The sequence below is a fragment of the Nonomuraea sp. NPDC049758 genome, assembly GCF_040674635.1.
Taxonomy (GTDB): Bacteria; Actinomycetota; Actinomycetes; order Streptosporangiales; family Streptosporangiaceae; genus Nonomuraea.
The window spans coordinates 168377-191531 of the sequence record NZ_JBFAMZ010000020.1; the positions used below are offsets into that span (position 1 = coordinate 168377).

The 23155-nt window shown below is 70.5% G+C and carries 23 protein-coding genes and 1 riboswitch; of the genes, 12 read left to right on the forward strand and 11 right to left on the reverse strand.

Translation table 11 applies throughout. The features are described 5' to 3' along the window. Positions 1-3: 3 nt before the first annotated feature. Positions 4-144: riboswitch (SAM riboswitch) on the reverse strand. A gap of 79 nt (positions 145-223) precedes the next feature. Then, on the reverse strand, positions 224-778 hold the full coding sequence (locus tag AB0J46_RS40060; RefSeq protein WP_189654051.1) for an RNA polymerase sigma factor: 555 nt from the start codon (positions 776-778) through the stop codon (positions 224-226). A gap of 31 nt (positions 779-809) precedes the next feature. On the opposite strand from AB0J46_RS40060, the gene AB0J46_RS40065 reads away from it, so the two are divergent. After that, positions 810-2234 carry a trehalose-6-phosphate synthase gene (locus AB0J46_RS40065; protein WP_364339918.1) on the forward strand — a complete coding sequence of 475 codons (1425 nt, stop codon included), beginning with the start codon at positions 810-812 and terminating at the stop codon, positions 2232-2234. 41 nt (positions 2235-2275) lie between these two features. Further along, on the forward strand, positions 2276-3460 hold the full coding sequence (locus AB0J46_RS40070; RefSeq protein WP_364339920.1) for a hypothetical protein: 1185 nt from the start codon (positions 2276-2278) through the stop codon (positions 3458-3460). Here the strand turns inward: AB0J46_RS40070 and AB0J46_RS40075 are convergent. From AB0J46_RS40075 to AB0J46_RS40085, 3 genes are all read right to left on the reverse strand, one after another. Then, on the reverse strand, positions 3438-4022 hold the full coding sequence (locus tag AB0J46_RS40075; protein WP_364339922.1) for a hypothetical protein: 585 nt from the start codon (positions 4020-4022) through the stop codon (positions 3438-3440). The genes AB0J46_RS40070 and AB0J46_RS40075 overlap by 23 nt on opposite strands. A 108-nt stretch (positions 4023-4130) precedes the next feature. Further along, positions 4131-4901: a trehalose-phosphatase gene (otsB, locus tag AB0J46_RS40080; protein ID WP_364339924.1), complete on the reverse strand. Its 771-nt coding sequence runs from the start codon at positions 4899-4901 to the stop codon at positions 4131-4133. A gap of 39 nt (positions 4902-4940) precedes the next feature. Then, a complete protein-coding gene (locus AB0J46_RS40085) occupies positions 4941-5240 on the reverse strand; it encodes a DUF3263 domain-containing protein (protein ID WP_364339926.1) in 300 nt (99 codons plus the stop codon). Between the two features lie 120 nt (positions 5241-5360). Here AB0J46_RS40085 and AB0J46_RS40090 point away from each other — a divergent pair, with 120 nt between their 5' ends. From AB0J46_RS40090 to AB0J46_RS40110, 5 genes are all read left to right on the forward strand, one after another. Then, positions 5361-6167, forward strand: coding sequence for an SAM-dependent chlorinase/fluorinase (locus AB0J46_RS40090; RefSeq protein ID WP_364339928.1), 807 nt, complete (start codon positions 5361-5363; stop codon positions 6165-6167). A gap of 129 nt (positions 6168-6296) precedes the next feature. Beyond that, entirely contained in the window at positions 6297-6860 is a 564-nt protein-coding gene (locus AB0J46_RS40095) for a hypothetical protein (protein WP_364339930.1), read from the forward strand. Further along, positions 6857-8041, forward strand: coding sequence for a S8 family serine peptidase (locus tag AB0J46_RS40100; RefSeq protein ID WP_364339932.1), 1185 nt, complete (start codon positions 6857-6859; stop codon positions 8039-8041). Before AB0J46_RS40095 ends, AB0J46_RS40100 begins: the two co-directional genes overlap by 4 nt. A gap of 26 nt (positions 8042-8067) precedes the next feature. Further along, a complete protein-coding gene (locus AB0J46_RS40105; protein WP_364339934.1) occupies positions 8068-8475 on the forward strand; it encodes an OB-fold domain-containing protein in 408 nt (135 codons plus the stop codon). After that, positions 8472-9659: a lipid-transfer protein gene (locus tag AB0J46_RS40110; protein WP_364339936.1), complete on the forward strand. Its 1188-nt coding sequence runs from the start codon at positions 8472-8474 to the stop codon at positions 9657-9659. The genes AB0J46_RS40105 and AB0J46_RS40110 overlap by 4 nt, the downstream gene beginning before the upstream one ends. Before the next feature lie 49 nt (positions 9660-9708). Here the strand turns inward: AB0J46_RS40110 and AB0J46_RS40115 are convergent, their stop codons facing one another. The 5 genes from AB0J46_RS40115 to AB0J46_RS40135 form a co-directional block, all read right to left on the reverse strand. Further along, entirely contained in the window at positions 9709-10725 is a 1017-nt protein-coding gene (locus AB0J46_RS40115) for a dipeptide ABC transporter ATP-binding protein (protein WP_352361743.1), read from the reverse strand. Then, the gene (locus tag AB0J46_RS40120; RefSeq protein WP_364339938.1) at positions 10709-11746 is read right to left on the reverse strand and encodes an ABC transporter ATP-binding protein; all 1038 of its coding nucleotides are present in this window, start codon (positions 11744-11746) and stop codon (positions 10709-10711) included. Before AB0J46_RS40120 ends, AB0J46_RS40115 begins: the two co-directional genes overlap by 17 nt. A gap of 13 nt (positions 11747-11759) precedes the next feature. Further along, positions 11760-12740, reverse strand: coding sequence for an ABC transporter permease (locus AB0J46_RS40125; RefSeq protein ID WP_364339940.1), 981 nt, complete (start codon positions 12738-12740; stop codon positions 11760-11762). Further along, complete coding sequence (locus AB0J46_RS40130) at positions 12733-13677, reverse strand: ABC transporter permease (RefSeq protein ID WP_357999824.1); 945 nt, start codon at positions 13675-13677, stop codon at positions 12733-12735. Before AB0J46_RS40130 ends, AB0J46_RS40125 begins: the two co-directional genes overlap by 8 nt. Before the next feature lie 130 nt (positions 13678-13807). Further along, positions 13808-15442 (reverse strand): ABC transporter substrate-binding protein, encoded by a 1635-nt coding sequence (locus tag AB0J46_RS40135; protein WP_364339942.1) that lies wholly within the window; start codon positions 15440-15442, stop codon positions 13808-13810. 470 nt (positions 15443-15912) lie between these two features. Between AB0J46_RS40135 and AB0J46_RS40140 the strand changes: the two genes are divergently transcribed. The 3 genes from AB0J46_RS40140 (at position 15913) to AB0J46_RS40150 (ending at position 17998) form a co-directional block, all read left to right on the forward strand. Then, complete coding sequence (locus tag AB0J46_RS40140) at positions 15913-16848, forward strand: ABC transporter permease (protein WP_352320850.1); 936 nt, start codon at positions 15913-15915, stop codon at positions 16846-16848. Next, the gene (locus AB0J46_RS40145) at positions 16841-17707 is read left to right on the forward strand and encodes an ABC transporter ATP-binding protein (protein WP_352361753.1); all 867 of its coding nucleotides are present in this window, start codon (positions 16841-16843) and stop codon (positions 17705-17707) included. Before AB0J46_RS40140 ends, AB0J46_RS40145 begins: the two co-directional genes overlap by 8 nt. A 135-nt stretch (positions 17708-17842) precedes the next feature. Beyond that, positions 17843-17998 (forward strand): hypothetical protein, encoded by a 156-nt coding sequence (locus tag AB0J46_RS40150; protein WP_185845322.1) that lies wholly within the window; start codon positions 17843-17845, stop codon positions 17996-17998. Positions 17999-18507: 509 nt separating this feature from the next. Here the strand turns inward: AB0J46_RS40150 and AB0J46_RS40155 are convergent. Both AB0J46_RS40155 and AB0J46_RS40160 read right to left on the reverse strand, forming a co-directional pair. Continuing rightward, the gene (locus AB0J46_RS40155; RefSeq protein WP_364339945.1) at positions 18508-19431 is read right to left on the reverse strand and encodes a hypothetical protein; all 924 of its coding nucleotides are present in this window, start codon (positions 19429-19431) and stop codon (positions 18508-18510) included. Between the two features lie 465 nt (positions 19432-19896). Next, the gene (locus AB0J46_RS40160) at positions 19897-21213 is read right to left on the reverse strand and encodes a lysine 2,3-aminomutase (RefSeq protein ID WP_364339947.1); all 1317 of its coding nucleotides are present in this window, start codon (positions 21211-21213) and stop codon (positions 19897-19899) included. 175 nt (positions 21214-21388) lie between these two features. Here AB0J46_RS40160 and AB0J46_RS40165 point away from each other — a divergent pair, with 175 nt between their 5' ends. Beyond that, positions 21389-21949, forward strand: coding sequence for a DUF1707 domain-containing protein (locus AB0J46_RS40165; protein ID WP_364339949.1), 561 nt, complete (start codon positions 21389-21391; stop codon positions 21947-21949). Between the two features lie 155 nt (positions 21950-22104). Continuing rightward, on the forward strand, positions 22105-23124 hold the full coding sequence (plsX, locus tag AB0J46_RS40170) for a phosphate acyltransferase PlsX (protein WP_364339951.1): 1020 nt from the start codon (positions 22105-22107) through the stop codon (positions 23122-23124). The last annotated feature ends 31 nt before the right edge of the window (positions 23125-23155 follow it).

Sequence of the window (23155 nt, forward strand, 5' to 3'; positions counted from 1 at the left end):
CTTCCCTCATCTTCGCCCGCGGCCACCTTGACCGCGAACCGGAATTGGCACCTTGTCCCGGTCGGCCTCGCCAGGTCGCGAGCACAAGCCGGGAGGGTTGCCGGGGCTTCGCAGGGCCGGTCCCTCCACCCCTCTGGATGAGCAATATTCAGTTGTCGAAAAGGACTCTACCTTCTCAAGTGGCGGAAACGACCACCCGTCTCACCATGTGAGCGAACGCGTCTCACCGATAGTCCTCCCCGAGGACTCCCTGCACGTACTTGCGGGCCTGGTGGATGCGGGACTTGGCGGTGCCGAGCGGGATGTTGAGCTGCTCGGCCACCTCGTTGTAGTCGAGCTGGACGATGTCGCGCAGCACCAGCGCCTGGGCCAGGTCGGGCTTGTCGGCCTCCAGCGCCTCCATCGCGTCGAGCAGGTCGAGCCGCGAACCGGCGATCACGCTGACCCGTCGCGCGTCCGGCTTCTGCATCGGCAGCTCCTCCGACGTCTGCTCGGCGGCCCTGCGCTTCAGCGAGCGGTACGTGGTGCGCGCGCAGTTGGCGGTCACGATGTGCAGCCAGGTGCTGAACCTGGCCCGCCCCTCGAACCGGCCGATGTTGCGCGCCACGGCCAGCAGAGTGTCCTGCGAGGCTTCTTCCGCGTCCTGGTGATAGGGCAGGATCCGGGCGCAGTGGCGCATCACGTCAGGCTCGATCCTGGCCAGGAGCTCGCCGAGCGCGCGATGGTCTCCGGCCGCGGCCGAGCGGGCGAGTTCCTCGGTTAGCTCATCTAGCGCCATAGCTGGGATCCTATGGGCGAAGGGAGCCCAAATGAACAGCGTTCTCGTGGCGTCCAACCGCGGGCCGGTCTCCTTCACCGTCGACGACGACGGTGAGCTGACCATGAAACGCGGTGGTGGCGGCCTCGTCTCGGGCCTGTCGGGGGTGGCCAAGGAGCACGGCGTGCTGTGGGTGTGCGCCGCGCTGTCCGACGGCGACCGCAGCGCCGTGCGCCTGGCCCCGGGTGGCCGGCTCGACCGCGGCGGCTACGACACGGGCGCCCTGCGGATGCTCGACATCCCCGCGGCCACCTTCCACCGCGCCTACAACGCCGTGGCCAACTCGACCCTGTGGTTCGTCAACCACCTGCTGTACGACATCCCCAACTCCCCCAGTTTCGGCACCAAGTTCCGGCGCGAGTGGGAGTCCTACCGCGACTACAACGGCGCGTTCGCGCTGGCGCTGGCCGAGGAGGCCGGGCACGGCGCGCGCGTGATGGTCCAGGACTACCACCTGACGCTCACCCCGGCGATGCTCCGCGCCGAGCGGCCCGACCTGCGCATCGCCCACTTCAGCCACACGCCGTGGGCGCCTCCCGAGTACTTCTCCCTGCTGCCCGACGCGGTGACCAGGGAGGTGCTCGACGGCATCCTGGGGGCCGACCACGCGGGCTTCCTCACCGCCCGGTGGGCGGCGGCGTTCATGGACTGCTGCGAGGCGCTGCTGGGCGGGCGGGTGGACCGCGCGGCCGGCACGGTCACCCACGAGGGCCGGACGACCCGCGTCGGCGTGCACAGCCTGGGCGTGGACGGCGCGGCGCTGTGGGCGCGGGCCTGCGAGCCCGACGTCGAGTCGCACATGGCCGCGCTGGCCGAGCAGGTGGCCGGACGCCGGCTGATCGTCCGCATCGACCGCACCGAGCTGTCCAAGAACATCGTGCGCGGGCTGCTGGCCTACCGGGAGTTCCTGGCCGCCCATCCGGAGTGGCACGGCAAGGTGGTCCACCTGGCCTTCGCCTACCCCAGCCGGCACGACCTGCCCGAATACCGCGAGTACACCGCGTCGGTGCAGCGCTGCGCGCGCGAGATCGAGGACGAGTACGCCACCGAGGACTGGGACCCGGTCATCCTCAACGTCAACGACGACTACCCGCGCTCGCTGGCCGCCTACCGGCTGGCGGACGTGCTGCTGGTCAACCCCATCCGCGACGGCATGAACCTGGTCGCCAAGGAGGGGCCGGTCCTGTCGCCGCGCTGCGCCCTGGTGCTCTCGCGCGAGGCGGGGGCGGCCGCCGAGCTGGGCCCGTACGCGCTGGTGGTCAACCCCTACGACGTGAGCGGCACGGCGGACGCGCTGCACGAGGCGCTGGTGATGCCCGAGGACGAACGCCGGCGGCGCCGCGACCGGCTGCGCGAGGCGGCCACCGCGCTGCCGCCGCACAAGTGGCTGGAATCCCAACTCGACGCCCTGCTTTAACATGAGAAGTCGGGTTCACTGCCAATGACGGAGGCTGCCGGGTGTCGACGGTCTCAGTGCCCATCAGACTCGTCCGGGACCGTCCGACCTGGCTCATCTACTTCCTGCTCGGCACGTTCGCCACGTTCGTGTACGGCCTGAGCGCCGCCCTCCCGCTCCTGCGCGCCGACCAGCGCACCACGGCCACCGTCGCCGGGCTGCACGGCACCGCGATGGCGGTCGGGACGATCGGCGCCGGGCTCGCGCTGCCCCCGCTCACCAGGCTGCTCGGCCGACGCTCGACGTGCTGGTTCGGCCTGGCCGGGATGAACGCCGGCGTGCTGCTGGTCATGGCCGGCTCGGCGCTGCCCCTGACGCTGCTCGGCTACGGCGTGGCCGGCGGTTTCGGCTCGGTCATGCTCTACGCGGCGATGGCCGAGCTCAGCGACCACCACGGGCCCGCGGGGCCAGCCGCGCTCAGCGAGGCCAACGCCGTGGGCGTGCTGGTGGGGATGGTGGCGACGTTCGTGCTCAGCCAGGTGGCGCAGAGCGCGCTCGGCTGGCGGGCCGCCCTGCTGGTCACCCCGGCCGTCAGCGCCCTGCTCGCGCTGTCGCTGGGCCGTTCCTGGCCCGCGCCCCGGCGGGCCGGCGGAGGGCGGGGCGACGCGGCCGCCGGGGCGGCCGTCCCGGCGCGGGAGGGCGGCGGGTGGCGCTTCCATCTGGCCGGGGGCGTGCTGTTCTGCTGCGTGGCGCTGGAGTTCACGTTCAACCTGTGGGCCGCCGACCTGTTCGCCCTCAGGACGGGCGTGCCGGCGGCCGTCGCGGCGACCGGGCTGACGGCGTTCGTCTGCGGCATGGCGGCGGGCAGGTTCGCCGGCGCGCAGCTCGCGCTGCGGCTGCCGGCCACGCCGCTGCTGGCCGGCGCCCTGGGGCTGATGGCCCTCGGCTGGGTGCTGTTCTGGGCGAGCACCGCGCCGATCCTGTCGTACGCGGGGCTGGCGCTGAGCGGGCTGGGCGCGTCGCTGCAGTTCCCGCTCGCGCTGAGCACGCTGATCGCCGCCTCCGGCGACCGGGCGGACCGGGCGGCGGCCGCCTCGCCTGTGTGGGCGGGCGCCGCCATGGCGATCGGCCCGCTGCTGCTCGGCGCGCTGGCCGACGGCTACGGCACCGGGAACGCGTTCCTGCTGGTGCCCGTGGTCATCGGCCTGGCGGTCGCCGGGGTGCTCATCTCCAGTCGGCGTACTTGAGCGTGTCGGCCAGGCCGGGGGTGTTCCACTGGTCGACGACGAGAATCTGGCTCTTCGGCAGGTACCACTCGCGCTGCGTGAAGCGGGCCTTGACGCCGCCGCCCGAGTAGCTGACGCACGTGGCCTGCCAGGCGTTGTAGGCGGCCTTGTGCCCGGCCCCCATCTGCCGGTAGCCCCTGGTGACCTTGGGGCCGACGACCTCGCCCCACTTGCGGTTGATCGGGCAGGGCTGAACGTCGCTGGCCGGATAGTACGGGTCCTTGCCCGTGTAGGGCCCGAACCCCTCGGCGCCCCGCTTGATCGCGGCGGGACCGAGGACGTAGAACGCGTCGCACTCGGGCGAGCCCCAGCCCTGCGGCTTGGCGCACCGGCCGGTGACCACCTGGACGACGTCGCCGCCCTTGCGGTGGACCACCCACTCGATCGGGATGTAGAGCGTCAGGCCGCCGCGCAGCTTGAGCTGCTGGGCGGGGGCGGCGGAGGCGGCACAGGGGACGGCGAGCACGGCCGCCAGGGTGGCCAGAGCCGCGGCCGAGGCGGCGGCGAGAGATCGTCGTGACATGCGCACCAACGTAGGACCCGCCACTTGCAGCCCAATCACGAACGGCTGAAAGCCGCGAGCCGGCCCAGACGGCGCAAGGCCGCGAGCCGGCTCACGAACGGCTGGACTCTAGGGACGGGTGAAGGCCGTCGTCAGCTCCCGCAGCAGCGCCACCACGCCGTCGGGCCCGTCGACCACGATGTCGGCCCGCTCGGCCAGCGCGGTCACCTCGGCCGAGCCGCTGCACACGGTCACGCCGGGCAGCCCCGAGGCGCGTACGGCGTCGAAGGCGGCCAGGTCGCCGAGGTCGTCGCCGACGAACATGACGGACCTGGCGTCCCGCTCGGCCAGGAACAGCCCGAGCGCGTGGCCCTTGTCCATGCCGGGCGGGCGCAGCTCCAGGACCATGCGTCCCGGCTCGATCACCAGGCCGTGTTTCCCGGCCAGCTCGGCCAGCGGCTCGCGCAGCACGGCGAGCGCGCCCTCGGGGTCGGGGGCGCGCCTGGTGTGCACGGCCACCGCCCTGCCCTTGTCCTCGATCACCACGCCGTGCAGGCCGAGCGCGTCGAGCAGCAGGGGCAGCTCGGCCCGGACGCGCGGCACGCCGGGTGGCGGCGGCGGCGCCGAGACGCGTCCGTGCTCCCACCGTTCGAAGCCGTAGTGGCCGAGCACCACGAGGCCGGGCACGTCGGCCAGGCCGGGCCCGAGTTCGAGCACGGTGGCCGCCGGCCTGCCGGTCACGATGGCCACGGCGCCGACGTGCGCGCCCAGGTCGGCGAGCACGGCGGGGGCCTCGGGGTGGATCTTGGCGGAGGCGGGATCGGGCACGATCGGCGACAGGGTTCCGTCGAAGTCGAGCCCGATCACGGCGCCGGACGGATCTTTAAGGATCGCTTCCATACCAGGGATGTTCCTCACGCGGCTGCCGTACCCAGCCGGTCAGGGACGCATGCCGAGCCGTCTCGCCGCACGGTCGCGCTGACGGGTGGAGCGCAACCTTCGCAACCGTTTGACCAGCATCGGGTCCTGCTCCAGCGCCTCCGGTCTGTCGATCAACTCGCCGAGCAACTGGTAGTAGCGGGTGGCCGAGAACCCGAAGGTCTCCTTGATGGCCTGCTCCTTGGCGCCCGCGTGCCGCCACCATTGGCGTTCGAAGGCGAGGAGTTCGAGATCGCGGTCGTTGAGGGATGTCTGGGACGGTTCCTGGGCAGCACTGTCACCGCTGAGCGGTGCTCCCATGATGTCCTCCTCGGGAAGGGGCGTGCGACGATCACATCGCACGCTTCGCGGCCCGTGGCCAATCGTAATGTGCGATCTGCGGCTGTTCACGGCGGATTGCCGGACGTACAGTCACGAAATGTGACCCCAGTCATCACGCTCCTCACGGACTACGGGCTCGAAGACGGCTATGTGGCCGCCTGCCACGGAGTGATCGCCGGGATCGCGCCCGAGGCGCGGGTGATCGACGTGTGCCACCTCGTCCCGTCCGGCGACGTACGGCGGGGCGCGGCGATCCTCGCCCAGACCATCCCCTACCTGCCTGAGGGCGTCCACATCGGCGCGGTCGATCCCGGCGTGGGCGGCGCGCGGCGGTCGGTGGCGGTCGAGGCGGGCGGCCGGGTGTTCGTCGGCCCGGACAACGGCCTGCTGTCCTGGGCGGTGCACGCCAGCGGCGGCGCGCGGGCCGCGTACGCGCTCGGCAACGAGGAGCTCTTCCTGCGGCCGGTGTCGCCGACCTTCCACGGCCGGGACGTCTTCGCGCCGGTCGCCGGGCGGCTGGCCGGCGGCCTGGACCCGGCCGAGCTGGGCCCCCGGGTGCCGGTCGAGCGGCTGGTCACGCTGCCCGCGCCGACCTCGCTGCTGCGGGAGGGCTCGGTCGAGGGCGAGGTCGTCTCGGTCGACCGCTACGGCAACACGCAGCTGTCGATCGCGGCCGGCGACCTGCAGGCGCTGGGCGTCCAGGTGGGCGACACGCTGGGGGTGTGGCTGGGGCGGCGGCAGCTCGCGATGCCCTTCCGGGCCACGTTCGCGGCGGTGCCGCCGGGCGAGCTGGTGGCGTTCACGGACTCGGCGGGGCTGATCGCCATCGCGGTCAACTACGGCGACGCGGCGCAGCGGCTGGGGCTCCCACCTGGGGCGCATGTCCGACTCTCGCCGACACCCTAGGGCGAATCGCCGCATAACATCAGTTACTCCGCGTATCGGGCTGTTTACCGAAGCGTCGGAACGAATCATCGGCGGCGTGCCAGAATGCACGGCAGATCGGGCGTCCCTCCCCTCCCGTTCGAGGTTGACGTGTACCAACTGTCCGTCGTGCTGCTCTCCATCCTGTCCGTGTTCTGGCCGCAGGCCGACGCGCCCGTGCCGGAGCGCTGGCACGCCTGGCCGGTGACGCGGATCTTCCCCCTGGTCGTGCCGGGCCTCAGCCCGTCGGGGGCCAGGGTGACGTACGTGCTGGCGGGCGTGGCTCCCGAGGCGCCGTGCCGGGTGGCGTTCCAGCCCGCCGCGGTGCGGCCCGGTTGCCTGACCGCCCTGCGGGCCACGTACGCCGACAGCACCCAGACGTACGTGGCCACCGTCGGCATCGCCGTGCTCGGCGTGCCGGGCCCCGGGACGTACCGCGGGGCGCGCCCGGCCACCGTGCGGCCCGTCGCCTTCCCCGGCGGGCCGGCCGAGCGGTTCGGCCGGCGGCAGTACGTCACCGGGGCGCTGGCCGGGTCGGGCGACCCCTACCTCGTGGCGACGGCCGCGGGGTACGCCGACGGGCGGGCGTACCGGCCGGGCGACCGCGCCGCGCCGCGGCTGCGCGCGGTCGCGCGGCAACTCGCCGAGGCGTTGTACCGGGCGCTGACCCGATGAGGGTGCTCGCGTCCCTGCTGCCGGCTCTGATCCTGGCGGCCGGGGTCGCGGGCGTGGCGTCCAGCGCCACCGACGACGTGCGGACGGCGGCCTCGCCGAGCGTCCCCGGCGGTGTGGGCGCCGCCGCGCGGGCCCGGCAGTGGCAGCTCGGAGCGCTGCGCGCGCCCAAGGCGTGGCGGGCGAGCCGGGGCGCGGGCGTGCTGGTGGCCGTGCTGGACACCGGCGTGAACGGCCGCCACCCCGACCTGCGGGGGGCCGTCACCCAGGGCCCCGACCTGACCGGCGCGCCCCCGCGGCTCTGGGGGCACCACGGCACCGCCATGGCCGGTCTGATCGCCGGCCGCGGGCACGGCCGGGGGCGCGCGGAGGGCGTGGTCGGCGTGGCCCCCGCGGCGCGGGTGTTGTCGATCAGGGTCACCCTGGAGAACACCGACCCGCTGCGCAACGAGCAGCGCGCCGGCCGCCGCGACGCCCTGGCCGCCGGCATCAGGTACGCGGTCGACCACGGCGCGGACGTGATCAGCATGTCCCTCGGCGGCGGCAGCGGCGCGTGGGAGGGCTCGGCGGCCGAGGAGGAGGCCGTGCAGTACGCGCTCGCCCGCGGCGCGGTCCTGGTGGCCTCGGCGGGCAACGACGGCGACACGGCCAACAGGAAGAACTTCCCCGCCGCCTACCCGGGCGTGATGGCCGTGGGCGCGGTGGACCGGCGGCTCAGGGTGGCCCCCTTCTCCAACCGCCAGGACTACCTGTCGGTGGTCGCGCCGGGCACGGACGTCGTCACGGCCGACGGTGGCGACGGGTACGTGGTGGGCGACGGCACCAGCTCGGCGGCGGCCATGGTCGCGGGCGTGGCGGCCCTGGTGCGGTCGGCCCATCCGGAGCTGTCGCCGTACCAGGTGCGCACGGCCATCGAGCGCGGCACCAGGAGACGGCCAGCGGGCGGCCACAGCCCCGCCTACGGGCACGGGGTGGCCGACGCGCCGCTCGCCCTGCGGGAGGCCCGGCGGCTGGCCCACGGAAGGGTCTCACCGGCCGCCCGGCCCGGCCCGTACTTCGGGCGGGGCCCGGCCCGGCCGCCCGCCTCCAGGGCGCCGGTCGTGGCCGGGATGGTGGTACTGGCGGCGGCCATGTCGGCGCGGGTGGTCGCGACCCGGCGGCGGCGCCGGAGGGATTCACCCTAGCAAGCGCTTGTGTAATACTCCTGGCTATGACCTTAGCGATCGACGGCTGGTTCGCCATCGACGGGGACGGCGCCACCCACCTCATCGGCACCGCCTGCCTGACCTGCGGGACCGTCGCCTTCCCGCCGCAGCCCGGCCTGTGCCGCAACCCGCGCTGCGCGGGCGAGGAGACGGCCGAGGTCCGGCTGCCGCGGCGCGGGCGCGTCTGGTCCTACACCGAGGCGTGTTACCCGCCGCCGGAGCCGTACGTGGCGGCGGAGCCGTACCGGCCGGTCACGCTGGCCGCCGTCGAGCTCGACGACGCCGGGCTGGTGGTGCTCGGCCAGGTCAAGGACCTCACGGCCGGCGATCTGGAGGTGGGCATGGAGCTGGAGCTCGTGCACGGGCCGCTGGCCGACGGGCCGCTGGTGTGGATGTGGGGGCGGGCCTCGTGAGCGCGGTGGTGGTGCTCGGCGCGGGCATGCACCCGTGGGGCAAGTGGGGACGTCCCTTCGCCGAGTACGGCGTCGCCGCCGCCCGCGCCGCCCTCCGCGACGCCGGCGTGGCCTGGACCGACGTCCAGTACGTGGTGGGGGCCGACACGATCAGGAACGGCTACCCCGGCTTCGTCGCCGGCGCCACCTACGCCCAGGCGCTCGGCTGGACGGGCGCCAGGATCGCCTCCTGCTACGCGGCCTGCGCGTCGGGGGCCCAGGCCGTGGACATCGCGCGGACCAGGATCATGGCCGGGCTGTGCGACGTCGCGCTCGTGGTGGGCGCGGACTCCACCCCCAAGGGCTTCTTCAAGCCGGTCGGCGGCGACCGGCACGACGACCCCGACTGGCTGCGCTTCCGCCTGCTCGGCGCGACCAACCCCGCCTACTTCGGCCTGTACGCCCGCAGGCGCATGGCCCTGTACGGCTCCACCAGCGAGGACTTCGCCGCCGTCAAGGTCAAGAACGCGCGCGCCGGCTCGCTCAACCCCATGGCCCGCTACCGCCGCCCGGTCACGGCGGCAGAGGTGCTCGCCTCGCCCATGGTGGCCGACCCGCTGCGCCTGATGGACATCTGCGCCACCTCCGACGGCGGGGCCGCGGTCGTGCTGGCCTCGCAGGCGTACGCCAGGCGGCTCGGCGCGACGGCCCCGGTGCGCCTGGCCGCCGTCTCCACGGTGACCCCGACCTTCCCCAACACGATCCTGGAGCTGCCGAACTTCGCCACCGAGTCCTGCGCCGCCGTTCCCGCGCCCGAGAGGCCCTTCAGGGCCGCGATCGCGCACGCGGCCTACGAGGAGGCCGGCCTGGGCCCCGAGGACGTCTCCTTCGCCGAGGTGTACGACCTGTCCACCGCCCTGGAACTGGACTGGGTCGAGGACGTCGGCCTGTGCCCGCCGGGCGAGGCGGACAAGCTGCTGCGGGCGGGCGAGACCGCGCTCGGCGGCCGGGTGCCGGTCAACCCGTCGGGCGGCCTGGCCTCCTTCGGCGAGGCGATCCCGGCCCAGGCGATCGCGCAGCTGTGCGAGCTCACGTACCAGCTGCGCGGCGCGGCGGGCGGGCGGCAGGTGCCGGGCGCGCGCGTCGGCCTGGCGGTCAACCAGGGGCTGTTCGGCCACGGCTCGGCGATCGTGGCCACCACGTGACAAGGCCCTCCGGGAGGGTTCTCCCGGAGGGCCTCACGATCGCTCGCGGTCAGCCCGCGTGCACCACGTCGTGCGTCTCGGCGAAGTGACAGGCGCTCTCGTGCCCGGTCCCCGTCCGGATCTGCAGCAACGGCTCCTCCTCCGCGCAGATCTCCTGCGCCTTCCAGCAGCGGGTGCGGAAGCGGCAGCCCGACGGCGGGTTGGCGGGCGAGGGCGGGTCGCCCTGCAGGATGATCCGCTCGCGCTGCTCCCGGCCCTCGGGGTCGGGAACCGGCACCGCCGACAGCAGCGCCTGCGTGTACGGATGAGCGGGCTTGTCGTAGATCTCGACGTCCTTGCCGAGCTCCACGAACTTGCCCAGGTACATCACGCCCACCCGGTCGGAGATGTGGCGGACCACCGACAGGTCGTGGGCGATGAAGATGTAGGCCAGGTTGAACTCGTTCTGCAGCCGCTCCAGCAGGTTGATCACCTGGGCCTGGATCGACACGTCCAGCGCCGAGACGGGCTCGTCGCAGACGATGATCTCCGGCTGCAGGGCCAGGCCGCGGGCGATGCCGATGCGCTGCCGCTGGCCGCCCGAGAACTGGTGCGGGTAGCGGTTGATGTGGTCGGGGTTGAGCCCGACGACCTCCAGCAGCTCCTGCACCTTGCGGCGGCGGTCGCCCTTGGGCGCCACCTCCGTGTGGATCTCGTACGGCTCGCCGATGATGTCGCCGACGGTCATCCGGGGGTTCAGCGAGGTGTACGGGTCCTGCATCACCATCTGGATGTTGCGGCGCATGCGCTTGAGCTCGCCGCCCCTGGCCTTGGCGATGTCCTTGCCGTTGATCTTCACCGAGCCCGAGGTCGGCCGCTCCAGCGCCATCAGCACCTTGGCCAGCGTGGACTTGCCACAGCCCGACTCGCCCACGATGCCCAGCGTCTCGCCCCTGTTCAGGTCGAACGAGACGCCGTCCACGGCCTTGATCGCGCCGATCTGCTTCTTGAGGACGATGCCCTGGGTCAGGGGGAAGTGCTTGACCAGGTCGCGAACCTCAAGGATGCGCTCACTGCCGTTCGCCATCGAGGACCTCCCTCCAGTAGTGGCAGGCGCTGCCACGCGTGCCGCTGATCTCGTAGAGCTGGGGGGCGGCGGTCACGCAGTTGTCCTGCCGGTACGGGCACCGGGGATTGAACGCGCACCCGCTCGGCAGGTCGAGCAGGTTGGGCGGCAGGCCCTTGATCGCGTACAGCTCCTGGCCCTTGAGGTCCACCCGGGGGATCGACTCCAGCAGGCCCTTCGTGTACGGGTGCGCCGGCGACCGGTAGATGTCGTGCACCGGGGCGTTCTCCACGATCCGGCCGGCGTACATGACCGAGATCTTGTCGGCCACGTCCGCCACGACGCCCAGGTCGTGGGTGATCAGGATCATGCCCATCTGGCTCTCGCGCTGCAGCTCGGCCAGCAGTTCCATGATCTGTGCCTGGACGGTCACGTCCAGGGCGGTGGTCGGCTCGTCGGCGATCAGCACCTCGGGGTCGAGCGCGATCGACATCGCGATCATGATGCGCTGCCGCATGCCGCCCGAGAACTGGTGCGGATAGTCGTTGACGCGCTGCCGGGCGGCCGGGATGCGGACCTTGTCCATCAGCTCGACGGCCTTGTTCATGCCGTCGCGCTTGGACATGCCGCGGTGGACCCGGAACATCTCGCTGATCTGCCAGCCCACGGTGAACACCGGGTTGAGCGCCGAGAGTGCGTCCTGGAAGACCATCGCGATGCGCTGGCCGCGCACCTGGGTGCGCGCGTCCTCCGAGAGCTTGAGCAGGTCGGTGCCCTTGAAGCGGATCTCGCCCTTGGGGATGACGGCCGGCGGCATGTCCAGGATGCCCATGATCGCCTGAGCGGTCACGGACTTGCCCGAACCCGACTCGCCGAGCACGGCCAGCGTCTCACCGGGGTTGACCGTGTAGCTCACGCCGTTCACCGCGCGCACGACGCCCTGACGCGTACGGAACTCCACGTGCAGATCGTCAACCGCGAGCAGCGGTTCGTCGCCCAGCCCTCCCTCGGCGGGCAACACGTCTGTCGACGTCTTCTTCACTTGATCCCCCCTTCTACCTGAGCTTCGGATCGAGAGCGTCACGCACGGCGTCGCCCAGCATGATGAACGCGAGCACCGTGATGCTCAGGAACAGAGCCGGGAAGAACAGCGGCAGCGACGCGTCGAGGAACCGCGGCCGGGCGTCGGCGATCATGAGGCCCCACGAGATGTCCGGCGACTGCACGCCGACCCCGAGGAACGACAGCGCCGCCTCCGCCGCGATGTAGCCGCCGAGGTTGATCGTGCTGACCACGATCACCGGCGCCAGCGAGTTCGGCAGCAGGTGCTTGAACATGATGCGCCACTGGCCCGCGCCCACCGCCCGCGCGGCGACCACGAAGTCCTGGCTCTTGGCCGTGATCACCGAGGCCCGCATGATGCGGAACACCATCGGCCAGCCGAGCACCGCCAGGGCCGCGATGACCAGCATGATGCTGTTGATGCCGCTGTCGCGGAAGGTGGCCGCGATCAGCAGGGCGCCCAGGATCGGCGGGATGGCGAAGAAGATCTCGGTGACCCGGGAGGAGACCGAGTCGATCAGGCCGCTGCGGAAGCCGGCGAACAGGCCGAGCAGGCCGCCCACGATCATGGTGATGATCGTGGTGGTCACACCGATCACGATCGAGTTGCGGGCGCCGTAGATCGTCCTGGCGAACACGTCACACCCCTGGCTGTCCTTGCCGAACGGGTGCCCCACGCTGGGGAGCTGCCGGGCGGTGGACAGGTCGCAGGTCTGGGCGTTGGTCGGGTCGATCGAGGTGAACAACGACGGCCAGAACGCCATGACCAGCAGGATCGCGATCAGCACCGCGGAGATGATGAACATCGGCCGGCGGCGCAGGTCGTACCAGGCGTCGGTCCACAGGCTGGCGGGCTTCTCCTGCTTCTGCTTGCCGCGCCTGCCCTGCTTGTCGGGGGACGGTGGCGCCGGGGCCTCCGTGACCAGCGACTTCGCTTCCGGCAGCATGGGCCCGACGTTTGCTTCGTTACTCATAGCGGATCCTCGGGTCGAGCACTGCGTACAACATGTCGACGACCAGGTTGGCCAGGATGTAGATCAGCACCAGCACGGTCACGATGCCCACGACGACCGGCTGTTCTCGCAGCAGGATCGAGTTGAACAGCTGGTTGCCGATGCCCGGCAGGTTGAAGATCGTCTCCGTGATGACCGCGCCGCCCATCAGGTTCCCGAGGTCGGCGCCGAGGTAGGTGACCAGCGGGATCAGGGCGTTGCGGAGCCCGTGCCTGCCGATGACGCGGCGTTTGGCCAGACCCTTGGCGGTGGCCGTGCGGATGTAGTCCGCGCGCAGCGTCTCCACCAGGCTCGTCCGCGTCAGCCTGGTGAGATAGGCGATCGACGTGCCGGCGAGCACGAAACCGGGCAGCAGGTAGCTGCGGAATCCGGCCGAGATGCCGGCCACGGGGAAGATGTCGCTTCCCGTCCACAGCTTGAGCTTGACTCCGAGCACGAGCTGCAGCACGAAGCCCGTCACCAGCGTGGGGACGGAGATCAGCAGCAGCGTCGAGGCGAGGATGGCGGTGTCGGAGGCCCTGCCGCGGCGCAGCGCCGCCCACAGGCCGAGGCCGACGCCGATGATGGCCTCCATGACGAGCGCGGTCAGCGCGAGGTTCAGCGTGACCTGGAACTTGCCGGCCATGAGCTGCGAGACCGGGATCCTGGAGAAGGTGGTCCCGAAGTCGCCGTGGAGGAGCACGCCGCTGAGGTAGTACCAGTACTGCAGCAGCAGCGGATCATTCAGGTGGTACTGGTCGCGCAGGACCTCGGCCACAGCCGGGTCCAGGCGCTTCTCGCCCGCCAGTGCCTGGATGGGGTCGCCGGGCAGGGCGAAGACGATCGCGAAGATGAGTAGCGTGGCGCCGAGCAGGACGGGTATCGCCTGCAGCAGTCGCCTGATGACATAACGGCCCATTCAAGCCCTCCGGTACATGCGTGGAGGCAGTCACCCTCGTAGCCGCGGTTTGCCCGGCCCCAAAGTGACTGCCTCCAAGCTCAGTCCTCCGATGGGCGGACGGCAAGAGCCGTCCGCCCGGCGAATGACGTCAGGCCTTCTCGATGTCGGCCCACTGAACCTGGTTGAGCAGGTTCAGCTTGACGCCCTTGACCTTGGGGGAGTGTCCGAAGTTGCTCCGGTAGAAGTACACCGGGATGTACGGCATGTCCTTGATCAGGATGTCGTCGGCCTGCTGGTAGAGCTTGAGGCCCTCGGCGGCGTCGGCGGCCTGGTCGCCCTTGGCGACGATGTCGTCGAACTCCTTGTTCTCGTAACCGCCGTAGTTCGAGCCGGTCGAGATGGCCTGGGTGCCGAAGATCGGCGTCAGGTAGTTCTCGGCCGACGGGTAGTCGATCGACCAGCCCATGCGGAACAGGCCCTTGTACTTCTTGGCGTCCAGGTCGTCCAGGATGGCCTTGAAGTTCTCGAACGGCTTCGGCGTGACCTCGATGCCCAGGTTGGCGCGGAGGTTGTTGGCGACGGCCTCGATCCACTCCTTGTGGCCGCCGTCGCCGTTGTAGCCGAGCTCCAGCTTGGCCGGGCCCTTGGCGTCGGCGTAGAGCTTCTTCGCCTCGGCCGGGTTGTACGTGCAGGCCGTGCAGGCGCCCTGACGGTAACCGGGGATGGCCGGGTTGATGAAGTCGTCGGCCGGGGCGCGGGTGCCCGCGAAGACCGTCTCGGTGATGGTCTTGCGGTCGATGGCCATGGAGATGGCCTTGCGCACGTCCGGGTTCTTGAACTCGGGGTTGTACTTCAGCGGGACGCCGATGTAACCGACAGAGGCGTCGGGCTCGTCGAAGTAACGGTCGCCGAGGACGGACTTGGCGGTCGCGATCGCCGAGGCGGGCAGCGAGTCGTCCACGTCCAGGTTCTCGGCCTGGAGGTCCTGGAAGGCGGTCTCGGCCGAGCTGTAGATCTTGAACTGCAGCTTGGTCCAGTTCTTCGGCTTCTGGCCGGGGAACTTGTCGTAGACCGTCATGTCGATGGTCTGCGCGCCGCCCTTCTTGTAGGGCTTGTCGACCTTGAACAGGCCCTGGCCGATCGGCTGCTCGCCGTAGGCCTGGGTCACCTTGCCGTCGGCGCCGAGCGCGGAGGCCGGCAGCGGGTAGAAGGCGGTGTACCCGAGCATCGTCTTGAACTGCGAGAACGGTGCGGACAGCGTCACCTCAAGGGTGCTGTCGTCGACAGCCTTGAGGCCCTTCATCTCCTTGGCCGTCGGCGTCTTGCCCTCGCCCGGGTGGACGTCGGCGAAGCCGTCGATGCGGGAGAAGAAGGCGGAGGAGCTCATGGCGTTGTCCTGGTTGGCGCCATAGTTCCAGGCCCGCGCGTAGTCAGCCGCGGTGACCGGCTTGCCGTCGTGCCAGGTGTAGCCGGACTTGAGCTTGATCGTCCAGACCTTGCTGTCCTGGGTGGTGATCGACTCAGCGGCCTCTTCAACCGGCTGCTTGTTCTCGTCGTACTTGACGAGCGGCGAGAACACCGCGGCGAGGACTTCGGAGCCCTCGGTCTCGGTGGTGTTCAGCGGGTTGAGGAGCTCCTGAGGCTCACCGATCTCCATGCGGACCGGCGTTTCGCCGCCGCCCGCGGCAGTGCCGCCGTCCGAGGCACCGCCGCCACACGCGGCAACCGCGAGGGCGAGCAGCGCGGTACCGGCGACGATCTGTGCGCCCTTAGTAACACGCATGGTGAAAAAAATCCTCCCTCTACAGGTGGGCGACAGCGCTGAGCTGCGGTGATGGTAAGCAGCCTGACGGGGGGTTCCTGGTATCCCCCGGATTTGGCTGACATGGTCAAACCAGCCGACGCCCTGCCAGTCGATCGCGACTATCCCTTACTACTTGCCACCAGCGAGTCTCTGGCGCGTTGCAGTTCGGTCACACGTGCGCCAATCCAGCGTCACAGACATTCTTCCTATAAGACTACAAACACCCCAGGGATGCTCAAACAGGTCAAGCCTCGACGTGAACGGCGGATGAAAATTACCCCCTACAGGACCGTGGTCGCGCCCTTCCCGCCATGGCCCGCCCCGCTGGGCTACGGTTGAGCGAGTCTTGACGGCACCTTGGAACCTGGCGCCCCAAGACTCCGTCCAAGCATCTGCCGCGTCCCTCGCGGCAGGCACCCCACCGACCTGGATCCAATAGAGTCCTAGCCATGAGCCAGCCGGAATCCGCTGTCGCGGACGCCCAGGCGGGCGGCCGAAGCGGGCAGGAGCCGCTGGCCAAGCTCGCCGAGAGATACGGACTTCGCCGTGCCATCGCACGGCCGAGGTTCCCTGTCTATCTGCGCCAGCTCTGGGAGCGGCGACACTTCATCCTGACGTACGCGACGTCCCGCAACGTCTCGAAGTACTCCAGCTCGGCCCTGGGCCAGCTGTGGCAGGTGCTGACCCCCCTCCTCAACGCCGGCATCTACTACGTGATGTTCGGCGTCATCCTGGGCGGCCGGGGCGGCATCGAGAACTACCCGGCCTTCCTGCTGACCGGGATGTTCGTCTTCACCTACACCCAGCGCGTGGTCACGGCGGGCGCCAAGTCGATCTCCGGCAACCTGTCGATGATCCGCGCCCTGCACTTCCCGCGCGCGTCGTTGCCGCTGGCGTACACGATCCAGGAGCTGCAGCAGCTCGCCATCTCCATGGGCGTGCTCCTCGTCATCGTGACGGCCACCGGCGAGTGGCCCACCTGGTTCTGGCTCATGATCCCGGTGGTGCTGGCGCTCCAGACGATGTTCAACATCGGGGCCAGCCTGGTGATCGCGCGGATGGGCGCCCAGATGCGCGACCTCAACCAGTTGCTGCCGTTCATCACCCGCACCTGGCTCTACGCCTCGGGCGTCTTCTTCTCGATCCAGGACAAGGTGGTCGGGTCCGCGAAGCTGCCCCAGTGGGTCGCCGACGTGATGTACCTGAACCCGACGGCTTCCTACATCGAGTGGATGCGCGACATCCTGATCAAGAGCTACCACCCGCAGAACGGGCACTACCCGCCGACCATGGTGTGGGTGTCTTGCGTATTCTGGGCAGTGTTCTCACTCGGCTTCGGTTTCTGGTACTTCTGGCGGTCCGAGGAGAGGTACGGGCGTGGCTGAACTGACCGAGGAGCTGTCACAGGTGAAGGGCGAGGAGCCCGCCGTCCCCGGCAAGGACGTGAGGGTGCACCCCAACCCGGAGCCCCGGGGCAAGAGTCCGCTCGACGTTCCGACGGGCACCCCGACCGTCATCGTCGACGACCTGCACATCGTCTACCGCGTCTACGGCACGGCCACCGACAACGAGAAGGGCAACGCGGTCAACGCCCTCACGCGCCTGCTGAAGCGCCAGGGCCGTCCGCAGATGAAGGAGGTCCACGCCGTCAAGGGCGTGACCTTCGTGGCCTACCACGGCGACGCCATCGGCATCGTGGGCCGCAACGGGTCGGGCAAGTCCACGTTGCTGCGCGCCATCGCCGGCCTGCTCCCGCCGCACGAGGGCGCCGTCTACACCGACGGCCAGCCCTCGCTGCTCGGCGTCAACGCCGCGCTCATGCGCGAGCTGACCGGTGAGCGCAACATCGTCCTCGGCTGTTACGCCATGGGCATGACGCCGGCGGAGGTCAAGGAGAAGTACCAGGAGATCGTCGACTTCTCCGGCATCGACGAGTTCGTCCAGCTGCCCATGTCCACGTACTCGTCGGGCATGGGCGCGCGGCTGCGCTTCGCCATCTCCTCGGCCAAGACCCACGACGTCCTGCTCATCGACGAGGCCCTGGCCACGGGCGACCGCGAGTTCCGCAAGAAGAGCGAGGCCCGCATCCGGCAGATCCGCGAGTCGGCCGGCACGGTCTTCCTGGTCGCCCACGACCTCAAGGTCATCGAGGAGACCTGCAACCGGGTCATCTGGCTGCACAAGGGCAAGATCCGGATGGACGGCGACCCCAAGGAAGTCATCGCCGCCTACAACAAGGGCTGAGCCCCGCCCGCTTTTCGATCACCTGCGCGAAACGTGGGTGACTCGCGCGCCGAAACACTGACAGCGTGACTGCCGTTCCGATAGTATTCGAACGCGAATTCGATCCAAGGAACGCTGATGGAGTGGGGGCGCGCGATGGGAGAGCTTTCGGCCGCGATCGACCACCTGGCCATCGAAGACGTGGCCGAGATCCCCAGGATGCAGCTCGCCGAGCAGCTGCTGGAGCTTCACTGGCAGATGGCCCGGTTGCAGGCCCAGATAGCCCGGCGCACCGGCGTCCGGCTGCCCTAGCGGCCCGCGCCGGACAAGGGGGGCAAGAGAAGGCCGCCGACCCCGTGGCGGGGCCGGCGGCGGGCTCGGCGTGGCGCCGCTGCCCTGCAGTCAGCGGCGGCTCGCGCGCGTGAACCCCCGGGCTGGAGCGCATCCGCCCAGACCCGTGGCGGGCCCGTCCGCCCGAGCGGCGGACCCACGACCGACGCGCGGCAGTGCCGTCGGGGCGCTCGGCACCTTGTGAGCGCACCCCATCGGCCTGTCCTGTCGGTGCGACGACGCCCCCGTCGTTCCGCGGGCGTCCACCGACGCCGGGGAGAGCGGGAACCCGCCGTCGCGGGAACAACCTGGCACCTGAACGCGGGCCACCTCACGGCCGTCACGGCCGGTTCGCGAGCGTCGGCACCTGGGACGCCGGCGAACCGTCGCACGGCCCTCGGCGGGGCCGCGTGCGCGCGTCGTCACGTCATGTCCGGGACGCGCCCGCGCGGGTCACGTCCGCGACACGTCCGGGACGCGCCGCGCTCGCCTCAGTCGCGCACCCAGGAGCCCCGCACCGAGCTCGTCAGCGCGTCGCTGCTCCAGCCGAGGGCGGAGACCATGTCGCTGTAGGAGCCGGCGGCCTTGGAGCCGTTGGCCGAGACGAAGCCCGCGGTGTCCTGCATGAGCGGGGTGATCTCGTCGACGGACGCGGTCCGGGTGGTGCCCGGCAGCGCCTCGACGACCGGCGCGGCCTCGACGGGGGCGACCTGCCCGACCATCGGGGCCAGCTCGCCGCCGGACGCGTGCGGCAGGGCCATCCTGGCGGCGCGGGTGAGCCCGCCCATCCCGGACTCCATGGACAGGTCGCGCAGGCCCTTGGTGGCGCCCGTCATGCTCGTGGTGGCGGCGCCGGCCGTGCCGGAGCCCGTGCCGGGCAGCAGCGCGCCGCCGCCCACCTTGCCCATCGCGCCGCCGACCGAGGCCCCGGCCAGGGCGGTCATCGTGTCCATGGCGCCGCGCAGCGGGGCGCTGGTGCCGGTGAGCCCGCTGTTGCTCTGGGGCGCGCCCTTGACCAGCGGCTGCGCCATGCGGGCGCCGCCGAGCAGCGGCAGCGACTTGGCCAGGCCCCGGCCGCCGCCGCCGATCGCGCCGCTGCCGAGGATGGGCGACAGCTCGGGCAGCGGGCCGCTCGCCTGGGTGACGTCCTCGGCCGCGTTCGGCGTCATCGCCAGGCTGGCGCGCCGGTTCTCGTCGGCGATGTCGCGCGCCCTGGCCTCGCCGGCGGCGTCCGCCGACTTGGCCTTGGCGGCCCCGGTCAGGCCGCCGAGGCCGCCGCCCAGGCTGCTGAGCAGCCCGCCGCCGAGCAGCCCGCCGAGCAGGTCGAGCGGGCCTCCGCTGGTGCCCCCGCCCAGGCCGTCCAGCGGGACGATCTTGGCGGTGTGAGTGAATTGAACTTCTGCTTGAGCTGGCACGGCCAAAGCCGCCGCCAAGCCGAATGCTGTGACGGCAACGGCCGCCTTGACTACTCGATTCATGATTGCCTTCCCGGCTCGTGATCGATCGCTCTCGAATGCGGTGGAAATGCGAATCGATAACCCCCGAATGCCGTGGCGCACACGCTATGGGCACCACACGAAGCGTGCTGTCACGGCTGAGCTACGGAAGCAGTTGTATCACTGACGGTGATCGCCCGCAGGCGGCCGGAAAGCCCATGTAGCAGGGTTTGCAGCCCGGTTACCGAGTAAAGGGGGAGCGTTGAGCGGAGAGACAAAACGGGAAATACCCCGGTTTTGATTTCGATTCCGCGCGGACCCGATCGCCATCGGGACCGCGCCGCCGACGTGCGCCCGCACGGCCCGCGAACAAGTGGTCGCATTAACAAATGTCACGGGCCGGGGGCGCACAATTCAGGGACGGTGGCGCGAGAACGCGACCACTCAGATGGGCAGCAAGGCGTCGGCCGGCTCGAACGGAAAACGCTCGGCGAACGCCGGCCGCAGATCCGTCAGCCAGACCGCCGACGGGTCGTACCGGGCGAAGAACGGCCGCCCGACCAGCTCCGGGTCGCGGGCCTGGATGAGATGCAGCACGAAGACGCGCTCACCGGCGATCTCGGTCACGCCGTCCACGCACACCTTGCCCGGCGTGGCCGACATGGACGGCCCCCGGACCGTACGGCAGAGCCCGGAGACGGTCGAGTAGGCGTCCCTGAAGATCTCGTACGCACGGGCCAGCGGGACCGCGAAGTAGTCCTGCGGCCCGGTGTCGCGCTCGACGAACATGTAATAGGGAATCAACCCCATCCGCAGCTGCCGCCGCCACATCGACGACCACACGGCTGGATCGTCGTTGATGGACCTGATCAGCGGCGCCTGGGTCCTGATCGTGGCCCCGCTGCCGAGGATGCGTTCGACCGCCGACTCCACCAGCGGTGACTCCAGCTCCCGTGGATGCGAGAAGTGGGCCATGAACGCCAGGTTCTTGCCGGCCTTCACCACCTCCTGGAACAGGCCGAGCGTGGCGTCGGCGTCGGGATCGGTGGTGAAGCGCTGCGGCCAGTAAGCCAGCGCCTTGGTACCGATGCGGATCGATTCGAGCTGGTCGAGGCCGAGCAGCGGCTCGATGTAGCGCCGGATGACCGGCTCACCCATGATCATGGCGTCGCCGCCCGTGATCAGGACGCTGGTGACCTCGGGGTGGTGGCGGATGTAGGACACCATCCGGTCGATGTCGTCGGAGGCGAACTTCAGGTCCGCGTCCCCGATGAACTGCGCCCACCGGAAGCAGTAGGTGCAGTAGGCATGACAGGTCTGCCCCTGTTTAGGGAAGATCAGCACTGTCTCTGGATATTTGTGCTGCATGCCGGGCACCGGCTCGTCGCCCATCCTCGGGACGTTGAGCTCCTTCTGCCCGGCGGGATGCGGGTTGAGCTGCGCGCGTACGCGGTTGGCCTCGGCCTGGATCTCGCTGTTGGGCGCCTCGGCCTTGAGCAGATCGGCCAGCCTGGCCACGTCCGCGGCCGGAAGCATGTCCTCCTGCGGGAAGACGAGGCGGTAGATGGGATCGTCGGGCGCCGCCGACCAATCTATGAGTTCATCCACGACATACGCGTTCGTCCGGAAGGGCAGCACCGTGGCCACGGCGCGAACCCTCAGCCGCTCCTCGTCGTCCAGCCCCGCCCGTCGCAGGAGCTCGTCGAGGTGCTTGGACGTGTACGCCTTGAAGCGTCGGGTGCCTGCCTGGTTCAAGATCACTAGGCCTTTCCCATCTTTTTTGTTCGATCGCGTGTAAACCTCACGACCCAGTCGCGCGTCTACGGTTCTTAATATCCGGACGCGACGCGCCGCGTCTCCGGTTCCACTGGGCTCCAAGTTTCCTTGCAGGTTTGACACTCGCGACATATCGCGATTCGACATACACTGATTCATCGTGACCGAGGATCTCGATCTGCGCGCCTCCGACGCCGACCGCGACCGCGTCGCAGCCCTGCTGGGCGACGCGCTCGCCACCGGAAGACTCACCAGCGTCGAGCACGCCGACCGTCTGGAGATCGCCTACACGGCGAAGACGATCGGCGAGCTCGTCCCCCTCACCCGGGACCTGCCCGAGGTGTCCGCCCCGTCCGCCCTGCCCGAGGCCATCGAGCACCAGGTGATCAGCTCGAAGTTCAGCAAGATCGTGCGCAAGGGGCGCTGGGTCGCCTCCCGGCGCACCAAGCTGTCGGCCCGCTTCGGCGCCCTCGTCATCGACCTGTCCGACGCCGTGCTCCCCGGCCGGGAGATCACCATCGAGACCGACGCGAAGTTCAGCAAGATGATCGTCAGGGTGCCGGAGAACGCCCACGTGATCGACGAGGGCAGCTCGATCTTCGGCAAGCGGAACGTCAGCGGCGGCTCGGCGGGCGACGGCCCGCTGATCCGGGTCACCGGCTCGTCGAAGTTCTCCAAGGTCATCGTGACCCGCGGCCTCGACGACTGGAACCTCCACTGACGGGGCCCCGCGACTGGAACCGCCGCGCCGGGGAAGCAGGGAGGTCCACCCGCCGGTCGACCTGACATCCGGCCTGCCTACGATGCGGACATACACGAGCCCGCGTACCGGCCCGGCCGGGCGACGGCGGGCTCGTCTGTCCCACGAGGTGACCATTGTCCGACAGCAGGCCCGTCGCGCTCGACGCCATGGGCGGCGACCACGCTCCCCACGAGATCGTGGCCGGCGCGGTCCACGCCGTACGGGAGCGCAAGCTGCCCATCGTGCTCGTCGGCTCACCCCGCATCCTGTACGAGGCGCTGGCCGACCACGACGCCACCAAAGAGGTCCCCATCGTCCGGGCGGAAGAGGCCCTGGCCATGGACGAAGGCGCCCTGGCCAGCCTGCGCCGCCCGCGGTCCAGCATCGCCATCGCCTGCCACCTCGTCCGCCGCGGCGACGCCTCGGCCGTGGTGTCGGCCGGCTCGACCGCGGGCATCGTCGCCACCGGCAGGCTCCGGCTCAAGGCCCAGCAGGGCGTCCTGCGACCGGCCATCGCCGTGGCGCTCCCGACGCTCCCCACCCCCACCCTCCTGGTGGACGCCGGCGCCAACGCCGAGGTCAAACCGGAGATGCTGGTGCAGTTCGCCCACCTCGGCGCGGCCTACGCCGAGCTGGCCTACGACATCCCCGAGCCCCGGATCGGCCTGCTCACCATCGGCAGCGAGGCGGAGAAGGGCAACAAGCTCGTCAAACGCGCCCACGAGCTGCTGCAGTCCTCCCCCGGCATCCGCTTCACCGGCAACGTCGAGGGCCACGACCTGCTCACCGGCAAGGTCGACGTCATCACCACGGACGGCTTCACCGGCAACGTCGCGCTCAAGACCATGGAAGGCGCGGTCCGGTACGCCTTCGGCGAGCTGGCCGAGACCATCGGCGAGAGCAGAATCGCCAAGTTCGGCGCGCTCATGCAACGCGGCCGCCTGCGCGAGCTGCGCAGACGCCTCGACGCCGAGGCCCACGGCGGCGCCGTCCTGCTCGGGCTGAACGGGACGGTGGTGATCGCCCACGGCTCCTCCAGGGCGCCCGCGATCAGCGCCGCCTGCCAGGTCGCGGCCGACCTCTCCGCGGGCGGCATCGTCGCCAGGATCGGCGACCGGGTCGCCGCCACGCATCGCTCACACAGACTCTGGTGACGCCGTAGTGTGTGAGACCGATCCACAGGAA